The 19836-nt window shown below is 72.0% G+C and carries 15 protein-coding genes; 8 read left to right on the forward strand and 7 right to left on the reverse strand.

Annotated elements, in window-relative coordinates; all coding sequences use genetic code 11:
* Positions 1 to 122: 122 nt before the first annotated feature.
* From AB0389_RS07615 to AB0389_RS07625, 3 genes are all read left to right on the forward strand, one after another.
* Complete coding sequence (locus tag AB0389_RS07615; RefSeq protein ID WP_366394397.1) at positions 123 to 1187, forward strand: LacI family DNA-binding transcriptional regulator; 1065 nt, start codon at positions 123 to 125, stop codon at positions 1185 to 1187.
* 176 nt (positions 1188 to 1363) lie between these two features.
* Positions 1364 to 2332, forward strand: coding sequence for a helix-turn-helix domain-containing GNAT family N-acetyltransferase (locus tag AB0389_RS07620; RefSeq protein ID WP_366394398.1), 969 nt, complete (start codon positions 1364 to 1366; stop codon positions 2330 to 2332).
* Positions 2329 to 3120, forward strand: coding sequence for a sugar phosphate isomerase/epimerase family protein (locus AB0389_RS07625; RefSeq protein WP_366394399.1), 792 nt, complete (start codon positions 2329 to 2331; stop codon positions 3118 to 3120). The genes AB0389_RS07620 and AB0389_RS07625 overlap by 4 nt, the downstream gene beginning before the upstream one ends.
* 28 nt (positions 3121 to 3148) lie before the next feature.
* Here AB0389_RS07625 and AB0389_RS07630 read toward each other — a convergent pair whose 3' ends face one another.
* The gene (locus AB0389_RS07630) at positions 3149 to 3697 is read right to left on the reverse strand and encodes a protease (protein WP_366394400.1); all 549 of its coding nucleotides are present in this window, start codon (positions 3695 to 3697) and stop codon (positions 3149 to 3151) included.
* A 319-nt stretch (positions 3698 to 4016) separates the two neighbouring features.
* On the opposite strand from AB0389_RS07630, the gene AB0389_RS07635 reads away from it, so the two are divergent.
* Positions 4017 to 4985 carry a helix-turn-helix domain-containing protein gene (locus AB0389_RS07635; protein WP_366394401.1) on the forward strand — a complete coding sequence of 323 codons (969 nt, stop codon included), beginning with the start codon at positions 4017 to 4019 and terminating at the stop codon, positions 4983 to 4985.
* Here the strand turns inward: AB0389_RS07635 and AB0389_RS07640 are convergent.
* A complete protein-coding gene (locus tag AB0389_RS07640; RefSeq protein ID WP_366394402.1) occupies positions 4903 to 5865 on the reverse strand; it encodes an EamA family transporter in 963 nt (320 codons plus the stop codon). The genes AB0389_RS07635 and AB0389_RS07640 overlap by 83 nt on opposite strands.
* 87 nt (positions 5866 to 5952) lie before the next feature.
* Here AB0389_RS07640 and AB0389_RS07645 point away from each other — a divergent pair, with 87 nt between their 5' ends.
* Positions 5953 to 6861: a LysR family transcriptional regulator gene (locus tag AB0389_RS07645; protein ID WP_366394403.1), complete on the forward strand. Its 909-nt coding sequence runs from the start codon at positions 5953 to 5955 to the stop codon at positions 6859 to 6861.
* A 449-nt stretch (positions 6862 to 7310) separates the two neighbouring features.
* Positions 7311 to 9137: a glycoside hydrolase family 3 protein gene (locus AB0389_RS07650; protein ID WP_366394404.1), complete on the forward strand. Its 1827-nt coding sequence runs from the start codon at positions 7311 to 7313 to the stop codon at positions 9135 to 9137.
* 67 nt (positions 9138 to 9204) lie between these two features.
* On the opposite strand, the gene AB0389_RS07655 is transcribed toward AB0389_RS07650, so the two are convergent.
* The 5 genes from AB0389_RS07655 to AB0389_RS07675 form a co-directional block, all read right to left on the reverse strand.
* Positions 9205 to 10620 (reverse strand): S28 family serine protease, encoded by a 1416-nt coding sequence (locus AB0389_RS07655; protein WP_366394405.1) that lies wholly within the window; start codon positions 10618 to 10620, stop codon positions 9205 to 9207.
* Between the two features lie 139 nt (positions 10621 to 10759).
* A complete protein-coding gene (locus AB0389_RS07660) occupies positions 10760 to 11125 on the reverse strand; it encodes a hypothetical protein (protein WP_366394406.1) in 366 nt (121 codons plus the stop codon).
* 166 nt (positions 11126 to 11291) lie between these two features.
* Positions 11292 to 15275, reverse strand: a complete 3984-nt coding sequence (locus AB0389_RS07665) for an ABC transporter ATP-binding protein (RefSeq protein ID WP_366394407.1) — start codon at positions 15273 to 15275, stop codon at positions 11292 to 11294.
* Between the two features lie 183 nt (positions 15276 to 15458).
* Entirely contained in the window at positions 15459 to 16403 is a 945-nt protein-coding gene (locus tag AB0389_RS07670; protein WP_366394408.1) for a serine hydrolase, read from the reverse strand.
* A 218-nt stretch (positions 16404 to 16621) separates the two neighbouring features.
* Positions 16622 to 18322 carry a thiamine pyrophosphate-binding protein gene (locus AB0389_RS07675; protein ID WP_366394409.1) on the reverse strand — a complete coding sequence of 567 codons (1701 nt, stop codon included), beginning with the start codon at positions 18320 to 18322 and terminating at the stop codon, positions 16622 to 16624.
* 313 nt (positions 18323 to 18635) lie between these two features.
* Between AB0389_RS07675 and AB0389_RS07680 the strand changes: the two genes are divergently transcribed.
* Positions 18636 to 19163, forward strand: coding sequence for a hypothetical protein (locus AB0389_RS07680; RefSeq protein ID WP_366394410.1), 528 nt, complete (start codon positions 18636 to 18638; stop codon positions 19161 to 19163).
* The gene (locus AB0389_RS07685) at positions 19163 to 19834 is read left to right on the forward strand and encodes a hypothetical protein (RefSeq protein ID WP_366394411.1); all 672 of its coding nucleotides are present in this window, start codon (positions 19163 to 19165) and stop codon (positions 19832 to 19834) included. The genes AB0389_RS07680 and AB0389_RS07685 overlap by 1 nt, the downstream gene beginning before the upstream one ends.
* Positions 19835 to 19836: the final 2 nt, after the last annotated feature.

Here is a 19836-nt window from a genome sequence, read left to right on the forward strand (position 1 = left end):
GCGCTTTCTATTGAGTAAGAAGCTAGCCTGCGACAGCGGCCCGGACAAGTGCCGCGCCCGATCTCTCCCTGATGCCACCCGTAGATCCCACCGGTACACCTCGGACCCCTCGGAGGAAAACGATGACAGTCACGCTGGCGGATGTGGCGGCCCGCGCCCGGGTCTCACCGGCCACCGTCTCCCGCGTGCTGAACGGCAACTATCCGGTCGCCGCCGCCACCCGGGAACGCGTCCTGCGGGCGGTGGACGAGCTGGACTACGTACTGAACGGGCCCGCGAGCTCGCTCGCCGCCGCCACCTCCGACCTGGTCGGCATCCTCGTCAACGACATCGCCGACCCGTTCTTCGGGATCATGGCCGGGGCCGCGCAGACCGAGATCGGCGGGCAGGAGGGGACGGGGAGAGCGGGCGGCGAGAAGCTCGCCGTCGTCTGCAACACGGGCGGTTCGCCCGAGCGCGAACTGACGTATCTGACCCTTCTCCAGCGGCAGCGGGCCGCGGCCGTGATCCTCACCGGCGGAGCCCTCGAAGACCCCGCGCACATCGCCGCGATGACGGCGAAGCTGGCGAAACTCGCGGACGCGGGAACCCGGGTGGTGCTGTGCGGACGGCCGCCGCTGCCGGGGAGCGACGCGATCGTGGCGGCGCTGGCCTTCGACAACCGGGGCGGCGGGCGGCGCCTGACGGACCATCTGCTCACACTGGGGCACCGGCGGATCGGCTATGTCGCGGGACCGGTGGAGCGAACGACGACCCGGGACCGGCTGGAAGGACACCGGGCGGCGCTGCGGGACGCGGGACTGGACGGCGGATCGGAGGAGCTGACGGTGCACGGCTCCTACAGCCGCCGCTCCGGATACGAGGCGACGCTGGAGCTGCTGCGCCGCGCACCCGACCTGACCGCGGTGGTCGCCGCGAACGACACGGTGGCGCTGGGGGCGTGCGCGGCGGTACGGGACCAGGGACTGCGCATCCCGGCGGACGTCTCGGTGGCCGGCTTCGACGATCTGCCGTTCTCGGTGGACGCGACACCGGCGCTGACGACCGTACGGCTGCCGCTGTTCGAGGCCGGGGCCCGGGCGGGCCGGCTGGCGATGGGCGCGGAGAGCGCGCCGCCGGGCGGGATCGCCACGATCCCGGCGGAGTTGATGGCGCGGGCGTCGACGGCGCCGCCCCGCACGGGGTGAGGCGGGGGCGGGCCGGTGGCAGGCGCGGGCCGGTGGAGGAAGCAGGGAGCGGCGGAGCGCGGCGGGTGGGATTTGGCGAGTAGACGCCAATCGGTGGACAGGTCTTGCCGAGTGGCGGAGGTCCGGCCTAGCGTTGACTCAGTCAAAGGAAAAATCCGGGGGCACGGGAGTCGATCATGGCTGTCCAGGAAATCCGCGCGTTCAACCGCTTCTACACGAATCTCATCGGGGCGCTCGACTACGGCAAGCACCTCTATACGCCGTTCACCCTCACCGAGTCGCGGGTGCTGTACGAGCTGGCGCACGCCTCGCGTACGGACGCCGCGGATCTGCGGGCCGAGCTGTCGCTCGACGCCGGATATCTGAGCCGGCTGCTGACCAAGTTCGAGCGGGACGGCCTGGTCGGCCGCGCACCGTCCGAGCAGGACGCGCGGCGCCAGCGGATCACCCTGACGCGCCAGGGCCGCGAGGCCGCGGCGCTCCTCGACGAGCGGTCGAGGGAGGCCGTGGGCTCGCTGCTCGACCGGGTCGAGCCGGCGCGCCGGCCGGAGCTGGCACGGGCGATGCGGACGGTGCGGGACCTGCTGGACCGCTCTGCCGGAGCGCGCGAGGACGGACCGGTGCGCGGCGAACCGCTGCTGCGGAATTCCGTGCCGGGTGAGCTGGGCTGGATCGTGCAGCGCCACGGCGCGGTGTACGCGGCGGAGTACGGCTGGAACACCGAGTTCGAGGGGATGGTCGCCCGGATCGTCGCGGACTTCGCGCAGCGCCACGACCCGCGGCGGGAGCGGGTCTGGATCGCCGAGCTGGACGGCCTGCCGGTGGGCTCGGTGATGTGCGTACGGGACGACGAGCCCGGGACCGCGCGGCTGCGGCTGCTGCTGGTCGAGCCAGAGGCCAGGGGGCACGGGCTCGGGGCGCGGCTGGTCGGCACAGTGGTGGATTTCGCCCGGCAGGCGGGATACGAGGCGCTGACGCTGTGGACCAATGACGTCCTGGCCGGTGCCCGTGTTCTCTACGAGCGTGCCGGATTCACGCTCGTCTCGGAGAAACCCCACCACTCGTACGGCGCGGAGCTGATAGGCCAGGACTGGCGGCTCCCTCTTCGGGAGCCGGCCGTACGCCAGGAAGGAACAGCACCATGAAGTTCGCCTTCTCCACCCTCGGAGTACCGGGTCTGCCCATCCCCGAGGTCGTCGCGCTCGCCGCGTCGAACGGATACCGGGGAGTGGAGCTGCGGGCCCACCCGGAGGAGCCCGTGCACCGGGGGATCGGGCGGCGGGACCGGGCCGCCGTGGCCGACGAGTTCAAGCGCGCCGGCGTGGAGATCCTGGGGATAGCCGGGTACGCCCGGGTGGCGAGCGCGGAGACCGACGAGGATCGGGTGCGGCAGGAGCTGGAGGAGCTGCTGTGGCTCGCGCGGGATCTGGGCGCGCCGTTCGTGCGGGTCTTTCCTGGGGGTGACGGCCGTCCGTCCGCGGAGGCCGACGCGACGGCCGCGCGACGGCTGGCGTCGGCGGCCGAGGTGGCGTCGGACCTCGATGTGCGGATCCTGCTGGAGACGCACGACTCGCACCGTACGGGCAGGGACGCGGCCCGGGTGGTGGGGCCGGTGGGACACCAGCGGGTCGGGGTGCTCTGGGATGTGATGCACACCTGGCTGGGCGGTGAGGATCCGGTCACCACGCACTCGGTGCTGGCCCCGCACCTCGGCTATGTCCAGGTGAAGGACATCGCCTCGGCGCGGGACACCACTCCGCTGGCGCTCGGCGCCGGGGTGCTCCCGCTGGGCGAGTGCCTCGCGCTGCTTGACGAGGACAGTTGGGTCTGCTGGGAGTACGAGAAGCGCTGGTATCCGCAGGCGGAGGAGTTGCCGAAACTGCTGGCGGCGGGACGGGTGCATCTGGAGGCGCTGGCGGGCGGGCACGGCTGAGCGGGGCCGCCGGGCTCAGGCGCCAAGCTCAGGCGCCGGTGGTGGAGCCCGGTCTCACGATCATCAGGACGGTGACCGTGGCCCAGAGCAGGTTGAAGACGCCGGTGTACATGGCGAGTCGGGCGACGGCGGCCCGGGGCGCCGCCTCGGACACCTCGGACACCTCGGACACGGCGGATGCCGTGGGCTCGCCGGGCTCGCTGCCGGCGGTCGCTCCGGCGGTCGCTCCGGCGGTCGCTCCGGCGGTCGCTCCGGCGGTCGCTCCGGCGGTCGCCAGGAGGGCTTCCTGGCGCGGCAGTACCAGGGCCGCGAGTACGGCGGCGGCCGCGGCGGTCAGCGCGATGGAGACGATCAGCCAGGTGTCGCCCAGCACCCCCATGGTGTTCGCCGTGGCGAGGCCGAAGACGGGGACGGTGACCCCGACGACCGCGTAGACGCGGCAGATGCGGTGGAGTACGGCGACGCTCGCCCAGGCGTTGGCGCGGACCGCCGCGGTGAACATGCTGGCCGCCACGGTGACCGGACCGATGGCGATGATGGCCGCGAGGACATGGACCGAGAGGAGGAACTTCGTCATGACAGTGAACGTCCCGTCGGAACAGGCGAGTCGAAGCCTTCGGGCGGCACGGTCGGAACGGCGGGCACGGAGCATCAGTCCTTCGCGGTACGGCGGCACGCCCGGGGAGGGCGCCGTGGCCGACGGTAGTGAGCGTCCGGCGCCCGGGGTAGTGGCAGCAGTGCCATATAGCAACGGATTCTCGCCAGCACCGCCGGGACTGGAGAAACCGCCGGCACCGTCGGAACCGCCAGTACCGCCGGCGCTGCCCGTGACGCCGCTCGCGAGGCTCTCGGCACCCCCTCACAGGGGCGTCCCGCCGCCCTTCTACCTTGGCGCCATGCACACCGTGGCCGTACTCGCCCTCGACGGCGTCATCCCCTTCGATGCCGCCACCCCCATCGAGACCTTCAGCCGGGTCCGGCTGCCCGACGGGACGGCGCCCTACCGGGTGCGGGTGTGCTCGCCGGCCGAGGAGGTGTCGGCCGGGGCGTTCGCGCTGCGGGCGCCCTGGGGGCTCGACGTGCTCGCCGAGGCGGACACGATCGTGCTGCCGGGCGTGGCGGAACCGGCCGCGCCCGTACCGCCGGAGGTGCTCGACGCGCTGCGCGAGGCGGCGGCGCGGGGCACCAGGATCGTCTCGGTCTGTGTCGGCGCGTTCGTTCTCGCGGCGACGGAGCTGCTGGACGGCCGGCGGGCCACCACGCACTGGCTCGCCGCCCCGCTGCTGGCCCGGCTGTATCCGGCGATCGAGGTGGATCCCGAGGTGCTGTACGTGGACAGCGGACAGTTCCTGACGTCCGCGGGCGCCGCGGCGGGGCTCGATCTCTGTATGTACATCATCCGGCGCGACCATGGCTCCGCCGTGGCCGCCGACACGGCCCGGTTGACGGTGATGCCGCTGGAACGGGAAGGCGGCAAGGCCCAGTTCATCGTCCACCAGCGGCCTCCCGTGCCGCGCGGTTCGGCCATGGAGCCGCTGCTGAACTGGCTGGAGGAGAACGCGGAGCACGAGCTGACACTCGGCACCATCGCGGACCGGGCCGGGATGAGCACCCGCACGCTGAACCGGCGCTTCCGCGAGCAGACCGGCACCACCCCGCTCCAGTGGCTGCACCGGGCCCGGATCCGCAAGGCGCAGTATCTGCTGGAGACGACGGCGCACCCGGTCGAGCGGATCGCCGAGCGCGTCGGCTTCGGGAGCCCCACCGCGTTCCGGGACCGGTTCAAGCGTCTTGTCGGGACGAGTCCGCACGCGTACCGCCACGCGTTCCGCGGGACGCGGCCACCGAGGGAGGCGGGCCCGTGAGCACCGTGGCGGGGCCGGCCGCCGGAGCGCTCCGTGCGAGCGAGGCGAGGGCCACTCCCCCGACCAGCAGGACGGCCGCGCACCAGCGCAGCGGGCTGAGGGACTCGCCCAGGACCAGGGCCGCCGCGGACATCCCGAAGACCGGTACGAGCAGCGAGAAGGGCGCCACGGAGGAGGCCGGATAGCGGCGCAGCAGGAAGCCCCAGACGCCGAAGCCGAAGACGGTGGTGCCCCAGGCGACGTAGAGGATGATCGCGGCGCCGGTTCCGTCCAGCGCGCGCAGGGCGGCCAGATCGGCGGACGGCCCTTCGAAGAGGAGCGAGAGACCGAGCAGCGGGAGTACGGGGACGGTCGAGACCCACACCATGAAGTTCAGCGAGTCCGGCGGGGAGGCCTTGCGGGTGAGCACATTGGAGACGCCCCAGAACACGGCGGCGGCGATGACCAGGGCGAAGGCGGCCAGCGGCCCGGAGGTCCCCTCGTCGACGGCGGCGACCGCGATACCGGCGAGTGCGACGCCCATGCCCAGCAGCCGTGTCCGGCCGGGCCGCTCGCCGAGGGCGACCGCGGCGAACAGCGCGGTGAAGACCGCCTGGATCTGGAGGACGAGCGACGACAGCCCGGCCGGCATCCCCTGGTTCATCCCGACGAAGAGCAGCCCGAACTTCGCCACGCCGAGCGCGAGCCCGACCCCGATCACCCACTTCCAGGCCACCTTCGGCCGCCCGACGAAGAAGACCGCGGGCAGCGCCGCGACCAGGAACCGCAGCGCGGAGAAGAGGAGGGGCGGGAAGTGGCCGAGGCCGATCTCGATGACGACGAAGTTCACCCCCCAGAGCGCGGTGACAAGGACGGCGAGAGCGATATGTGCAGGACGCATGGAGACAGGTTCCCGCGCCCGATCATGTAGCACTAGCTCGGATTTCTTCATGGTTGAATTGAGCGTTGCTTACGAATGAGGTGACCCATGCTCGACCTGGCCCGGCTGCGGGCGCTGCACGCCGTGTCCGTGCACGGCTCCGTCGCGGCGGCGGCGGCCTTCCTCGGCTACACCCCCTCGGCCGTGTCCCAGCAGATCACCAAGCTGGAGCGGGAGACCCGGACGCCCCTGCTCGAACGGCGTGGCCGTGGCGTGGCGCTCACCGACGAGGCGCGCCATCTCGCCGCCACGGCGGAGGAGTTGCTCGCCATCGTCGAGCGTGCCGAGACCACGCTGGAGGAGCGCAGGGGGCAGCCGACCGGACAGTTGACGGTCGGGGCGTTCGCCTCGTCGGCCCGGGGGCTGCTCCCCGGTGTGCTGGCCGAACTGGCCGAGCTGCACCCCGCTCTCGATGTGCGGCTCCGTGAGGTCGATCCGCATCTCTCCATCGATCTGGTCGCCCGTGGCGCGATCGACCTGGCGGTCGCCCACGACTGGGACATCGCACCGCTGCCCGCGCCCGAGGGCGTGGAGCAGGCGGTCATCGGGGACGACAGGTGCGATCTGCTGGTCCCGGCCGGACATCCGCTGGCGGCACGCTCCTCGCTGCGCAGGGAGGAGCTGGCGGGCCAGCGCTGGATCTGCCAGCCACCAGGAACGGTCTGCCACGACTGGCTGGTCCGCACCCTGCGCGCGGCGGGCTGCGAGCCGGATCTCGCGCACCAGGCCGAGGAGAACCATACGCAGCTGGCCCTGGTCGCGGCCGGCCTCGGTATCGCCATGATGCCCCGCCTGGGCCGCGGTCCGCTGCCGGAGGGGATACGGGCGATCACCCTCGACCCGGTGCCGACGCGGCGGCTGTACGCGCTGTGGCGTACGGGCGCGGCCAGGCGCCCGGCCGTCACGGTGGCCGTGGAGACCCTGCGGAGACGCTGGCCGACGGTCGCCGCCGGCTGACGGCACCCGGACGGGCCCGACCGCCGTACGAGCGCACGTCCGGCCCGCGTCCGCGTCCGTGTCCGCGCCCGCGTACGGACTCGCGTACGGACTCGCGTACGGACTCGCGTACGGACTCGCGTACGGACTCGCGCCGGGGCTCCCGTACGGTCCCGCGAGCGTTCGAATTCCGTGGCGCGCGGCGGAACCCCGGGCTCGTGGCTCTCGTCCTACTGACGTGCGCCGACGGGTCTCCGCGCCGTCGGCCCACACGTCCGCCACCGGTGCGTCCCCCTTTCCGCGCCGGTGGCGGCCCTTCCCGCTCCCCCGCCGGTGGTCGCCCTGCCGGCTCCGCGCCGCCGCGTCTCTTGACTGACAGTTATTTTCCGTGACAGTTATTTTCCGGATACCCGTGAATATTTGGAAGTTTCCTTCCGCTTCCTCGCAGTGCAAGGCCGAAAGGAGCACCCGTGCAGGACCGGTCCCTCTCCAGACGCACTCTTCTCAGCGCGACCGCCGTAGCGGCGGCCGCGGTCTCCGCCACGGCTCTCCCCGCGCACGCCCGGCCCTACCCCGCGCCCGCCGTCGCGCGCCCCGGCCGGCTCCGCCGGATCGTCTCCCGGATGACCCTGGAGGAGAAGGTCGGCCAGCTCTTCGTCATGCGGGTGTACGGACACTCCGCCACCGCCCCCGACCGGGCCGACATCGACGCCAACCTGGCCGAGATCGGGGTGCGTACCGCTGCCGAGCTGATCGCCAAGTACCACGTCGGCGGCATCATTTACTTCAGCTGGGCGCACAACACCCGTAACCCGCGGCAGATCGCCGCGCTCTCCAACGGCATCCAGCGGGCCGCACGGGACCGGCCCGGCGCCGTGCCGATGCTGATCGCCACCGACCAGGAGCACGGCGCCGTCGCCCGCGTGGGGAAGCCCGCCACCCTGCTGCCGGGCGCGATGGCGCTCGGCGCCTCGCGCTCCCCCGCCGACGCGCGCGAGGCCGCCCGGATCGCCGGCGCGGAGCTGGCCGCCATGGGCATCAACCAGAACTACGCGCCGGACGCGGACGTCAACGTCAACCCGGCCAACCCCGTCATCGGCGTACGGTCGTTCGGCGCCGATCCGGCGGCCGTCGCCGGGCTGGTGGCGGAGCAGATCAAGGGGTACCGGAGCGCGGGGATCGCCACCACCGCCAAGCACTTCCCCGGGCACGGCGACACGACGGACGACAGCCACTACGCGCTGCCCACCATCCACCACACCCGCGCGCAGTGGACCGCCCTGGACGCGCCGCCGTTCCGGGCCGCGATCGCCGCCGGGACCGCCTCGATCATGACGGCGCACATCGTCGTCCCCTCGCTCGACCCGAGCGAGGATCCGGCGACGCTCTCACGGCCCATCGTCACCGGCATCCTGCGCGAACAGCTCGGCTACGACGGTGTGGTGATCACGGACGCGCTCGACATGAAGGGCGTCCGGGAGAAGTACGGCGACGACCGGGTGCCCGTCCTCGCCCTCAAGGCGGGCGTGGACCAGCTGCTCAACCCGCCGAATCTGCGCCTCGCCAGGGACGCCGTGCTGGCCGCCGTCCGCGGCGGTGAGCTGAGTGTGCGGCGGATCGAGGAGTCCGTGCTGCGGGTGCTCACGCTCAAGGAGCGGCTGGGGCTCTTCCGTGATCCGTACGTCCCGGTCGCCGAGGTGAGCCGTACGGTCGGCTCCCGGGCGCATCTCGCCGCCGCGGACCGCATCGCCGACGCGACCACCACCCTGCTCGTCAACGAGGGCGGGCTGCTGCCGCTGAACCGGAACCGGGAGCGGGATCTGCTGGTCGTCGGCGCGGACGTAGCCTCGCCCTCGGGGACGACCGGGCCGCCCGTGAGCGTCCTGGCGGGCGCCCTGACGGAGCTGGGCTTCACGACCACCACCCAGGTCACCGGTACGGCGCCGGCCCAGGCGCTGATCGACGCGGCCGTGACCGCCGCGCGGGGCAAGGGCGCGGTGATCGTGGCCACGTACAACGTGTCGGCGAGCAGCGCGCAGCGCACGTTGGTCCGCGCGCTGGCCGAGACCGGGGTGCCGGTCGTGACGGTCGCGCTGCGCAATCCGTACGACATCGCCCAGCTGTCCGGGGTCAGGGCGTCGCTCGCCACCTACTCCTGGACGGATGTGGAGGTGCGGGCCGCCGCGCGGGTGATCGCGGGCCAGGTCCGGCCGCGGGGGCGGCTGCCCGTGCCGGTGCAGCGCGCGGACGATCCGGCCCGGGTCCTCTATCCGATCGGGCACGGGCTGACGTACTGACGCGGAAGCCCGCCGGGCACCGCCGCCGCCGTCGCCTGTCCGGCGGCGGCGGGCCCGGCGGCGGGAACTACGGCCGCAGCGTGTGGCGGCGGTCCAGCTTCTGCTGGTCCAGCTTGGCGTCGTACGCCGCCAGCGGCTTCGCCTTCGCCTCGTCCTTCTGTACGGCGGCGGGCGCGACGCCGGCCCACTCCAGGATCCGGGCGGTGGCCTTGGCCTGCTGCTCCGGGACCAGACCCGCCACATTGGCACCGTGGTTGGCGCCCGGCGCGACATACACATAGCTGTCGCGCGCGCCGCGGCCGAGGTGGAACGGCTTGGAGCCCCACGGGTCGTTCTGCCCGTACACGAACAGCATCCGGTTCGCGTGGTCGCGGACCCACTTGTCGACGTCCGGCATCACGCGCGGGTCGAACTTCATCGGGATCTCGCTCGGCACGAAGCTGCGCGGCGGCTGGTAGCCGTACCGGCTCAGCTTGGCCAGCTTCGGCTGCTTGATGGTGGGCCAGCCCAGCTGGGTGCCCGCCTGGTAGTAGTACGGCGTGTACGTGGCGAGGCTCTGGTCGGTCGGCGCGGAGAAGCCGGAGATCGCGTCGACGCTGTTGTAGATGTCGTCGTCGGACGCGGTGGCCGGCGGGATGCTGTCGCAGTCGTCGAGGAGCCCGTACTGCCAGAAGCCCCACGCGTAGTCGAGCACGACGGCCTCGTACGCCTTGTCGAGCGTGCCGATGGTGGTGAAGGTCGCGCCCTCCTCCTCGGCCCACGCCCGGTACTTCTTCTGCAGCGGTACGCGGCGGATCAGCGCCTCGCGCTGCACGGCGGTGAGCTTGTCGCGGCACTCCTTGGTGCCGACGCGCTCGAAGAAGCGGTCGTACGCCGAGTCGTCGTTGTTCACCACGTCGTTGGGCGCGACGTACGCGACGACGCCGTCCATGTCGCGCGGGTAGAAGCGCTCGTAGTACGTGGCGGTCATGCCGCCCTTGGAGCCGCCGGTGGCCAGCCAGTTCCGCTCGTAGATCTTCTTCAGCGCGGTGAAGACGCGGTGCTGGTCACTGGCCGCCTGCCAGATGTCCAGCTTCGACCAGTCGGCCGGCTGGGGCCGGGACGGGGTGAAGAAGCGGTACTCCAGCGAGACCTGGTTGCCGTCGACGATCCGGGTCGGCTCACTGCGGCCGGGGTTCGTGGAGACGTTGTAGCCGCTGGTGAAGAAGACCGTGGGGCGGCTGGTGTCCTTGTGCAGCAGCGTGATGCGCTGCTGGAAGGTCCCCTTGGACGGGTGCCGGTGGTCCACCGGCTGGGTGTAGTTGAGAACGAAGTAGCGGTAGCCGGTGTACGGCTTCTCCTGGATCAGGCTCATCCCCGGGATCGCCAGGATTCGGTCCTTGATGTCGGTGTCGGTGGTCTCGGCGGCGGTGGCCGCACCCGCTGTGGCCACCGCGCCTATGACCAGCACGAGCGACAACAACCATCTCAACGCCTTGCGCATGCACGCTCCCTGTGTTCATGACAGACGTCGTGAACCTAGCGGGCGGCCACCCGCCCCGCCAGACCCACACCACGTCAGGGAGCGCGCTACGGCGCCGGGGACGCGTGCCTCAGCGTGCCTCAGCGTGCCTCAGCGTGCCTCAGCAGAGGATCCAGCCGGTCGAGCCCGACTTCCCGGCGACGGAACCGGTGGCGCGCACACACCGGTTGAGCGCGTGGACCGTGACCGGACCCGCGTGGCGCGTATAACGGCCGCTGTCCACCACGGCGTTGCCGCCGCGCGGCTGGAGGCTGACCGACATGGGGCGCTTCTGGCCCGGCTTCTTGGCGACGGTGATCGCGCAGGCGTAGTCGCGGACCTTGTACACCCGCAGCTCACCGGTGGCGAACGGCACCGTACGCACGGGTCGGCCCGAGCACACGGAGGCCGCTCGGGCCGGCTCGGCGCCCGGGTCGGCCACCACCAGGGCGCCCATCGCCGTCAGCACCGCGAGGCCGTGGGTCATCGACCTCCCGAGCCCGGTCCAGCGGGTCCAACGGGTCCGGGTCCCGCGCGCCCCCGGCCTGAACCGCGACGCCCGTGCCCCCGCCCCTGGCAAACCGAACAAAGGTGCCCCCTATGGCTTTTCTACGTACACGCGTACGACGCGCAGGGAGCGGGGATGGTTGCGATCAATCCTCGGTCTGTCGCGCCCGACCCACCACAGCCGCTTCTTCCTCCGCCTCGCCCTCCCCGAGGCCCAGGAAACTGCGCCAGAGCCTGGCGTACCGGCCGTCCAGCGCGAGCAGTTCCTCGTGGGAGCCGTCCTCCACGATCCGCCCGTGGTCCATCACGACCACCCGGTCCGCGCGCGCCGCCGTGGTCAGCCGGTGGGCGACGACCAGGGTGGTACGGCGGCCCGCGAGCCGCTCGGTGGCCTGGTTGACCAGTGCCTCGGTCGCCAGGTCCAGCGCGGCCGTCGCCTCGTCGAGCAGCAGGATGTCCGGATCGACCAGCTCGGCGCGGGCCAGGGCGATCAACTGGCGCTGGCCCGCGGACAGGTTGCGGCCACGCTCGGCGACCTCGTGCAGATAGCCGCCGTCGAGCGTGGCGATCATGTCGTGCGCGCCAACCGCGCGGGCCGCCGTCTCCACCTGCGCGTCACTCGCCCCGGGACGCCCGTACGCGATGGCGTCCCGCACCGTACCGGCGAAGAGGTACGGCTCCTGCGGCACGACACCGAGCCGGTGCCGGTACGAGGCGAGGTCCAGCGCGCGCAGGTCCTTGCCGTCCGCCGTGACCCGGCCGCCGGTCGGGTCGTAGTACCGCGCGACCAGTTTGACGAGGGTCGACTTGCCCGCGCCGGTCTCACCGACGAAGGCGACGGTCTGGCCGGCCGCGATCCGCAGATCGATCCCGGACAGCGCCACTTCACCGGCCGACGGATCCGCGCCGGCCCCCGTCGGCTCCCCCGTCGGCTCCCCCGTCGCCTCCCCTGTCGGCGCCGCCTCCGTACCCGCACCCGCCTCCGCGCCCGTCTCCGCACCAGCTCCGTACGCGAAGCTCACGTTCTCGAAGGCGATCTCACCGCGCAGCGACCCGACGTCCAGCGGCTTCTCGGCGGCGCCCGTCGAGGTCGGCTCCCGCAGCAGCTCCTGGATGCGGCCCAGCGAGACGGTCGCCTGCTGGTATCCGTCGAAGACCTGGGAGAGCTGCTGCACGGGCGCGAAGAACAGGTCGATGTAGAGCAGGTACGCGACGAGCGCGCCCGTCGTCAGCGTGCCGGCCTCCACCCGCCCCGCGCCCACGATCAGCACGGCTGCGGCGGCCACCGAGGACAGCAGCTGCACGAACGGGAAGTAGACCGATATCAGCCACTGCCCGCGCACCCGGGCCTTGCGGTAGTGGTCGCTGCGGGCGGCGAACCGCTCGGCGCCGGACCGCTCCCGCCGGAACGCCTGGACGATACGGAGCCCGGAGACGGACTCCTGGAGGTCGGCGTTGACGGCGCCGACGCGCTCGCGCGCCAGCTCGTACGCCTGCACGCTCTTGCGGCGGAAGAAGACCGTACCGATGATCAGCACGGGCAGTGTCGCGAAGACCACCATCGCGAGCTGGACGTCGATGACGAGCAGCACCACCAGAATGCCGCTGAAGGTCACGACGGAGACGAACGCGGTGACCAGTCCGGTCTGGAGGAACGTCGAGAGCGCGTCGATGTCGGTCGTCATCCGCGTCATGATCCGACCGGTCAGCTCGCGCTCGTAGTAGTCGAGTCCGAGCCGCTGGAGCTGCGCGAAGATCTTCAGCCGCAGCGCGTAGAGGACCCGCTCGCCGGTGCGGCCGGTCCGCCGCGTCTCGCCGATCTGCGCGGCCCACTGGACGAGTACGACAAGCAGACCGAGCGACGACGCCGCCCACACCGCGCCGAGCGCGAGCTGCTCCACGCCCTGGTCGATGCCGTGCCGGATGAGGACCGGCAGCAGCAGGCCCATGCCCGCGTCGACGGCGACCAGCCCCAGGCTGACCAGCAGCGGCAGCCAGAACCCGCGCAGCAGCGCGCGCAGTCCGTACGATTTCTCGGCGGCGACCGCGCGGGCCTCGTCGACATCGGGCGTGTCGGTGGCCGGGGGCAGCGCCGCTACGAGGGCGAGAAGTTCGGGGGAGGCACCGGAGCCGTCACCGGAAGCAGCGGGGTCAGCGGGGGCAGTACCTGGGGCCGTGCCGGACGCGATGGACGCGGCAGGCGCGGCGGAGCCGTCGGGACATCGTTCGCCGCGACATCGCTCGTCGCGCACGTCACCCGCGTCACGTACCCACAGGGCCGGGGTGACCCCGCGCTCGGCGTCGAACTCGGCGTCGATCTCCCGCTGGATCGCCCGGTCGTCCTCCGGGCTGCCGCCGTCGGCGGCGGACGCCTCGACCGGGGCGTGGCCGGGCGAGACCCCGCCCAGTTCGCCGGGCTCGGTGAGCAGCCGCCGGTAGAGAGCGGAACGTTCCTGTAGCTCGTCGTGCGTGCCGATGTCGGCGAGCCGGCCCGCGTCCAGGACGGCGATCCGGTCGGCCAGGCCGAGGGTCGAGCGACGGTGGGCGATGAGCAGGGTCGTACGCCCGGCCATCACGTCGCGCAGCGCCTCGTGGATCTCGTGCTCCACGCGCGCGTCCACGGCGGAGGTCGCGTCGTCGAGCACGAGCAGCCGGGGGTCGGTGAGGATCGCCCGCGCCAGGGCGACGCGCTGGCGCTGGCCGCCGGAGAGCGTCATGCCGTGCTCGCCGACCGCCGTGTCGTAGCCGTCGGGCAGCTCGGTGATGAACTCGTGGGCCCGGGCGGCACGGGTGGCGCGGTGGATCTCCTCGTCGGTGGCGTCCGGTTTCCCGTAGGCGAGGTTGGCGCGGACGGTGTCGGAGAAGAGGAAGCTGTCCTCCGGTACGAGCCCGATGGCGGCGCGCAGCGAGTGCGTCGTCAGCTCGCGTACGTCGTGGCCGCCGACGAGGACGGCGCCGTGCGAGACGTCGTAGAAGCGGGGCAGCAGCAGTGAGAGCGTGGACTTGCCGCTGCCCGAGGCACCGACGACGGCGACGGTCTCGCCCGCGCGCATCTCCAGCGAGAAGCCGTCGAGCACGGGCCGGCCGTCCTCGTAGGCGAACGACACGTCGTCGAACTCGACCGACGCCTCGGCGTCCGCAGGAAGCTCCTTCGTACCGTCCTGAAGGGTGGGTTCGGTGTCGATCAGCTCCAGCACCCGTTCCACGCCGGCGCGCGCCTGCTGCCCGACGGTCAGGACCATGGCGAGCATCCGGACCGGGCCGACGAGCTGGGCCAGATAGGTGGAGAAGGCGACGAACGTGCCGAGGGTGATCTCCCCCCGGGTGGCCAGCCAGCCGCCGAGCGCCAGCATCGCGACCTGGCCGAGGGCGGGGACGGCCTGTAGGGCTGGGGTGTAGCGGGAGTTGAGCCGGATGGTGCGCAGCCGTCCGGCGAAGAGGGTGCGTCCCGCCTCGCGCAGCTTGCCGGTCTCCTGCTCCTCCTGCCCGAAGCCCTTGACGACCCGGACCCCGGAGACGGCGCCGTCCACGACCCCGGCGACGTTCCCTGCCTGCGACTGCGCGTACCAGGTGGCGGGGTGCAGCTTGGCGCGGCTGCGGCGGGCGATGAGCCAGAGGGCCGGGGCGACGGCCAGCGCGACCAGGGTCAGGGGCGGTGACAGCCACGCCATGATCCCCAGGGAGATCACGAACAGCAGGACGTTGCCGATGGTCATCGGCAGCATGAAGAGCAGGCTCTGGATGAGCTGGAGGTCGCTGGTGGCGCGGCCGATGACCTGCCCGGTGGACAGGGTGTCCTGGCGCCGGCCGTCGAGGCGGCCGATCGTCTCGTACATCTCGGTACGGAGGTCGTGCTGTACGTCGAGGGCGAGCCGCCCGCCGTAGTAGCGGCGGATGAACGTGGCGACGTAGACGACGAGGGCGGCGAGGACCAGCAGGCCGGTCCAGACCGCGAGGGAGCGCGATCCGGCGCCGATGACATCGTCGATGACGACCTTGGTGATCAGCGGTACGAGCGCCATCACCGCCATGCCGACGAGCGACGACCCGAGAGCGAGCAGCACATCCCGCCGGTACCGCCACGCGTACCCGGACAGCCGCCGTGCCCAGCCCTGCTCCGCCGCCGCCACTGCTGCCTCCCGCTCGCCGGACCATGGGTCCGATCGCCCTGCTCTGCCGGATGGCACCAACGCGGGCGGCAGCGGATTTCATCCCTCCGCAACAAAAGACGGTCCTGAGGACCTAGGTCTCGAACAGACCCGCGACCGCGAACGGTCCTACGGCGCGGAACGGGCCTACTGCCTCGAACGGGCCTACTGCGTCGAACGGGTCTCCGGGGTGGCGGGCATCGTGTCGTACGCGGCCGACGGGGCGACCTGGACCGTGGCGGTGGACTTGGCGGCGGTGGGGTTGAGGTTCTTGTGGACGACCTTGGCGACGGCCTGGATGGTGTTGATGCCGTCGTTCATCGTCTTGTTGTCGTGGGTGAGCACGCTGATCGTGTAGTCGTGGCCCTTGCCGGTGAAGGCGCCGATGCTGTGCACGCGCCAGCCGTGCGTGGACCGCTGGAGCCAGCCGTTCTTGAGCTGGACCGTGGCGGTGGTGGGGGCCCCGGCGGGGACGCCCCAGCGCTGGGAGGCGACGACCTTGCTCATCCGGCCGAGGATGTACGCGCGGGAGGCGTCGCTGAGCACGGTGTTCTTGGCGGTCACCAGGGAGAGCAGCTGCCGCTGGTCGGCGGCGGTGATCTGGGTGAGTCCCCAGTAACCGTCCGCGCCTGGAGTGGTCTGCGTCATCTTCGCGGCCTTGAGGAAGCCCTTGATCTTGGTCAGACCGAGCTGCTTCCAGAGCGTGCTGGTCGACGCGTTGTCCGACTTGGTGATCATGGCCGTGGCGAGACCGGTCTCCCGCGTGGTGAGCTTGCGGCCGGTCTTCTGCGCGTCCCAGAGCAGCGTGGCCAGGACCGTGACCTTGACCACACTGGCCGAGTCGTACTTCTGTGTGGCCCGCAGGGTGCAGCGGGTGTTGGTGGTGCGGTCATGGACGGAGAGGGCCGTGGTGGCCTTCCTGCCGGCGAGCGCCGCGGTGATGTCCTTGACCATCTTGGCGGCGAGGCCGGCCTTGTCCGAGGTGCAGACCACGGCCGGGGTGGCGGCGGAGGCCGGCGCGGCGGCGGCCACGACCGGTATGAGTACACCCCCGGCGAGGGCGACGGAGAGTACGCCCCGGGCACGCCGGGGTATTCGCTGGTGAGTCATGAAGAGTCCCGCCCCTGCTGCGCGTAAGTGCGACTACATATGCGAGTGCGTACGCGAGTACGTACCGAGTACGCGTGCGCCGTCAGCGCCGCACTCGAACACATGATGCATGGGGCGGTCGGAAGGTTGTATGGCGCCGGACACAGTACGCGTTCTGTAAAGGCCCGGCGCCCGTCGGACGGCGTTCAGGGACGGGTCAGCGCCTGGTCAGCGACTGGTCACCGGCCGGTGAGATGTGTCGGAGCGAACATCTTGAGCGACGCCGGGAGGACGACGACCGACGGGCCCGGAGTCGCCAGCGCCTTGGCGAGATCCTCACGGAGCGTCTCCGGGGCCGTACGGACGGCCGGGACGCCGAAGGACTCGGCGAGGGCGACGAAGTCGGGGCGGGCGGGCGCGTCGGTCGTGTACGCGCCCAGGGTTCCATAACCGCCGCCGTCACCGTCACCCTCACGGTCGCCGTCACCGTCGCTGTCACCGCCGTGGACAATCAGCCAGGTCACCGGCAGGCCGTACTGGCGGGCGGTGGCCAGCTCCGCGATCGAGTACAGCGCGCCGCCGTCCCCCGAGACGGCGAGGACCGGCGTCGTACGGTCGGCCGCGGCGGCGCCGAGCGCGGCGGGGAAGCCGTAGCCGAGGCCGCCGGCGCCCTGGCCGGAGTGCATCGGTCCCGGCCAGGCGGACCAGGCCCAGTAGGTGAGGACCGTCATGTCCCAGAAGCCGGCGGACGTGGCGGGCAGCGCCTCGCGCACCGCGGCGAGCACCCGCTGTTCGAACCCCAGGTCCTGGCCGGCGATCCGCTCCCGTACCTTCGCGAGCACCGTACGGACCGATTCGGCCGCGGCCGGGTCGCGGCGCTCCGCCACCGAGTCCAGCAGGGCGGACAGCGCGGCCCGCGCGTCGGCGTGGATGCCGAGCGCCGGGTGGTTGGACTCCAGCTTGCCGAGGTCCGCCTCGATCTGGATCACCCGGCCGCGCGGGCGGAAGGTGTGGTGGTTCGAGGAGAGTTCGCCCAGGCCCGAACCGACGACCAGCAGGACATCGGCGTCCTCCAGGAAGTCGGTGGTGTGCCGGTCCTCCAGCCAGGACTGAAGCGAGAGCGGATGGTCCCAGGGGAAGGCGCCCTTGCCACCGAAGGTGGTGACGACGGGCGCGTCCAGCCTCTCGGCGAGCGCGCGGAGCTTCCCGGCCGCGTCGGCCCGTACCACCCCGCCGCCCGCGATGATCACCGGTCGCTCGGCGTGGGACAGCGCGTGCGCGGCGACGGCGGTCAGCTCGGGGCGCGGCGGCAGCTCGCGCGGGGTGGCGTCCACCGCGGTCACCGGCGGCAGCGTGGTCTCGGCGAGCAGGACGTCCTGCGGGATCTCCACCCAGACCGGGCCGTGCGGCGCGGTGAGCGCGGACTCCCAGGCGGCGGCGATCGCGGACGGGATCTGGGAGGCGGTACGGACCGGGTGCACGGACTTCACGACATCGCGGAAGGACGCCTGCTGGTCGCGGAGCTCACGCAGATGACCGTGGCGCCCACCGCCGAGACCGGCCGTGGGGACCTGGCCGGCGATGGCGACGACGGGGGCCGAGGCCGCGGCCGACTCCTGGAGCGCGGCGAGCGCGGCAAGCGCGCCGGGCCCGGCGGAGAGCAGCAGCGGAGCGGCCTCCCCGGTGACCCGGCCGTACCCGTCGGCGGCGAAGCCCGCGTTGCTCTCGACGCGCAGGCCGACGTAGTCGAGGGAGGAACGGCGCAGCGCGTCGAACATGCCGGGCGCGTGCTGTCCGGACAGCCCGAAGACGGTGGTGGCGCCGAGGCCGTAGAGCGTCTCGACGACGAGGTCGCCACCGGTGCGCCCGGGAGGAGGGTTGAGGGCGGCCGCGGTCTGTTCGGGGGTGAAGGGCGGGATGTCGTGGTCGTGGTCGTGCATTTACGCCGGGGCCCTTCCGGATCCGGTCCCGCGGCAGGCCGCGATCCGGCGGGACGTGTTCATCGTCTTCATCGTCGGCTCTCTCCGATGGTGCGGGCGCTGATGTGGTTGCGTACGGCTCTGCGCTGCTTTGAGCTGCTCCGCCAAGAATGAACCAGACCACTGACAACGGTCCCCTCGGGGCACAGGCTGCCGGCACACCCTCACCTCTCACCCCCTCCTCATCTCTCACCCCCTCCTCACCTATTACCTCCTCCTCCACACAAGCCCGACCAGTAACCTGATGCGTCATTGTTCTGCGACGGGGGACTTCATGCGCGACGACTCAACGCATGACGGAACGGCACTTGCCGCGCGCATAGCCGAGCGGCGGGCCGGGGTGGGGGATCACCGGGCGCTCGTGGGCGAGTTGCGGCGGGCGCTGGTGCTGGTGCCGATCGACGGCGGCGGTCTGTGGACGGGGCAGTCGGGCGGGGTGCGGTGGATCTTCGGATTCACGGATCAGGCCGCGCTGGCCCGGTTCGCGCAGGCACGAGCCGCCGAAGCCACCGGCGCCACCGGCGCCACCGAAGGCACCAGTGACGCCAGGAACGCTTACGGCACAAGCGCACCCTGGGAGTTCGCGGAGCTGCGCGGTGCGCGGTTGCTCGACGAGATCGTGCCGGCGATGGGTGTGCCAGGCGGGGTGGCGATCAACGTCGCCGACCCGGACGGGGCGATGCTCTTCCCGCCGGTGGTGGGGATCGTGCCCGACGCGGTCGCCGTGGACGCCGGGATCGACGTACCGCACAGGATCGACGTACCGCACGGGATCGACGTACCGCATCAGGTACGTACCTGATGGGCGGCGGTGGCGCGGAGGATCTGAACGTCGGCGCGGAGAGCGTCCGGCTGATCACCGAGGGGCTGCGGGCGGTGGTGTCCGACCTGGGCGAGGTCGGCTCCACGACCGGTTCGGCGCTGGGCAAGGGATTCTCGGGCCTCGCGATGACCGGCATGGAGGCCGGCCACTCCGGTCTGTCAGCCGATTTCGAGGACTACTGCGAGCGCTGGGAGTGGGGAATCCGCGCCCTCGTCCAGGACGCCAACACCATCGCCGCGAAGCTGGGCCTGGCCGCGGGGATCGTCTGGGAGGAGGACCAGTACGTCCAGGGGGCGATGAAGGTCGTCGTGAACTCCGCCGTCGGCAGTCCCCATGCCTCGGAGGACGACATCGCCGAGAAGGGCTGGGGCGATGTACTCGCCCCGGATCTGCGCCCCGACTACAGCGCGGAATCGTTCCGGCAGGCGGCGGACGAAGCCGGGCAGGCCTGGAAGGACACCGGGCGGGCGATGGCCACCGAGGGCACCTTCGGTGAGCGTTCCAGCGTGCTCAGCACTCTGATCGGCGTGGACGAGGAGGACTTCGACCGGGCCGTGGACGACACGTTCGGCCCCTCCCCCGAGGAACGCGCGCAACAACAGGGGCAGCAACAGGACCAGCAGCAGGCCGACGGGGACGGGGGCAACTGAGC

This window comes from Streptomyces sp. NPDC093109 (genome assembly GCF_040701725.1).
In the GTDB taxonomy this organism is placed as follows: Bacteria; Actinomycetota; Actinomycetes; order Streptomycetales; family Streptomycetaceae; genus Streptomyces.

Coding starts and splice junctions, on each gene's coding strand:
- AB0389_RS07615 (WP_366394397.1), top strand. CDS start 123: ATGACAGTCACGCTGGCGGATGTGGCGGCCCGCGCCCGGGTCTCACCG.
- AB0389_RS07620 (WP_366394398.1), top strand. CDS start 1,364: ATGGCTGTCCAGGAAATCCGCGCGTTCAACCGCTTCTACACGAATCTC.
- AB0389_RS07625 (WP_366394399.1), top strand. CDS start 2,329: ATGAAGTTCGCCTTCTCCACCCTCGGAGTACCGGGTCTGCCCATCCCC.
- AB0389_RS07630 (WP_366394400.1), bottom strand. CDS start 3,697: ATGACGAAGTTCCTCCTCTCGGTCCATGTCCTCGCGGCCATCATCGCC.
- AB0389_RS07635 (WP_366394401.1), top strand. CDS start 4,017: ATGCACACCGTGGCCGTACTCGCCCTCGACGGCGTCATCCCCTTCGAT.
- AB0389_RS07640 (WP_366394402.1), bottom strand. CDS start 5,865: ATGCGTCCTGCACATATCGCTCTCGCCGTCCTTGTCACCGCGCTCTGG.
- AB0389_RS07645 (WP_366394403.1), top strand. CDS start 5,953: ATGCTCGACCTGGCCCGGCTGCGGGCGCTGCACGCCGTGTCCGTGCAC.
- AB0389_RS07655 (WP_366394405.1), bottom strand. CDS start 10,620: ATGCGCAAGGCGTTGAGATGGTTGTTGTCGCTCGTGCTGGTCATAGGC.
- AB0389_RS07660 (WP_366394406.1), bottom strand. CDS start 11,125: ATGACCCACGGCCTCGCGGTGCTGACGGCGATGGGCGCCCTGGTGGTG.
- AB0389_RS07670 (WP_366394408.1), bottom strand. CDS start 16,403: ATGACTCACCAGCGAATACCCCGGCGTGCCCGGGGCGTACTCTCCGTC.
- AB0389_RS07675 (WP_366394409.1), bottom strand. CDS start 18,322: ATGCACGACCACGACCACGACATCCCGCCCTTCACCCCCGAACAGACC.
- AB0389_RS07680 (WP_366394410.1), top strand. CDS start 18,636: ATGCGCGACGACTCAACGCATGACGGAACGGCACTTGCCGCGCGCATA.
- AB0389_RS07685 (WP_366394411.1), top strand. CDS start 19,163: ATGGGCGGCGGTGGCGCGGAGGATCTGAACGTCGGCGCGGAGAGCGTC.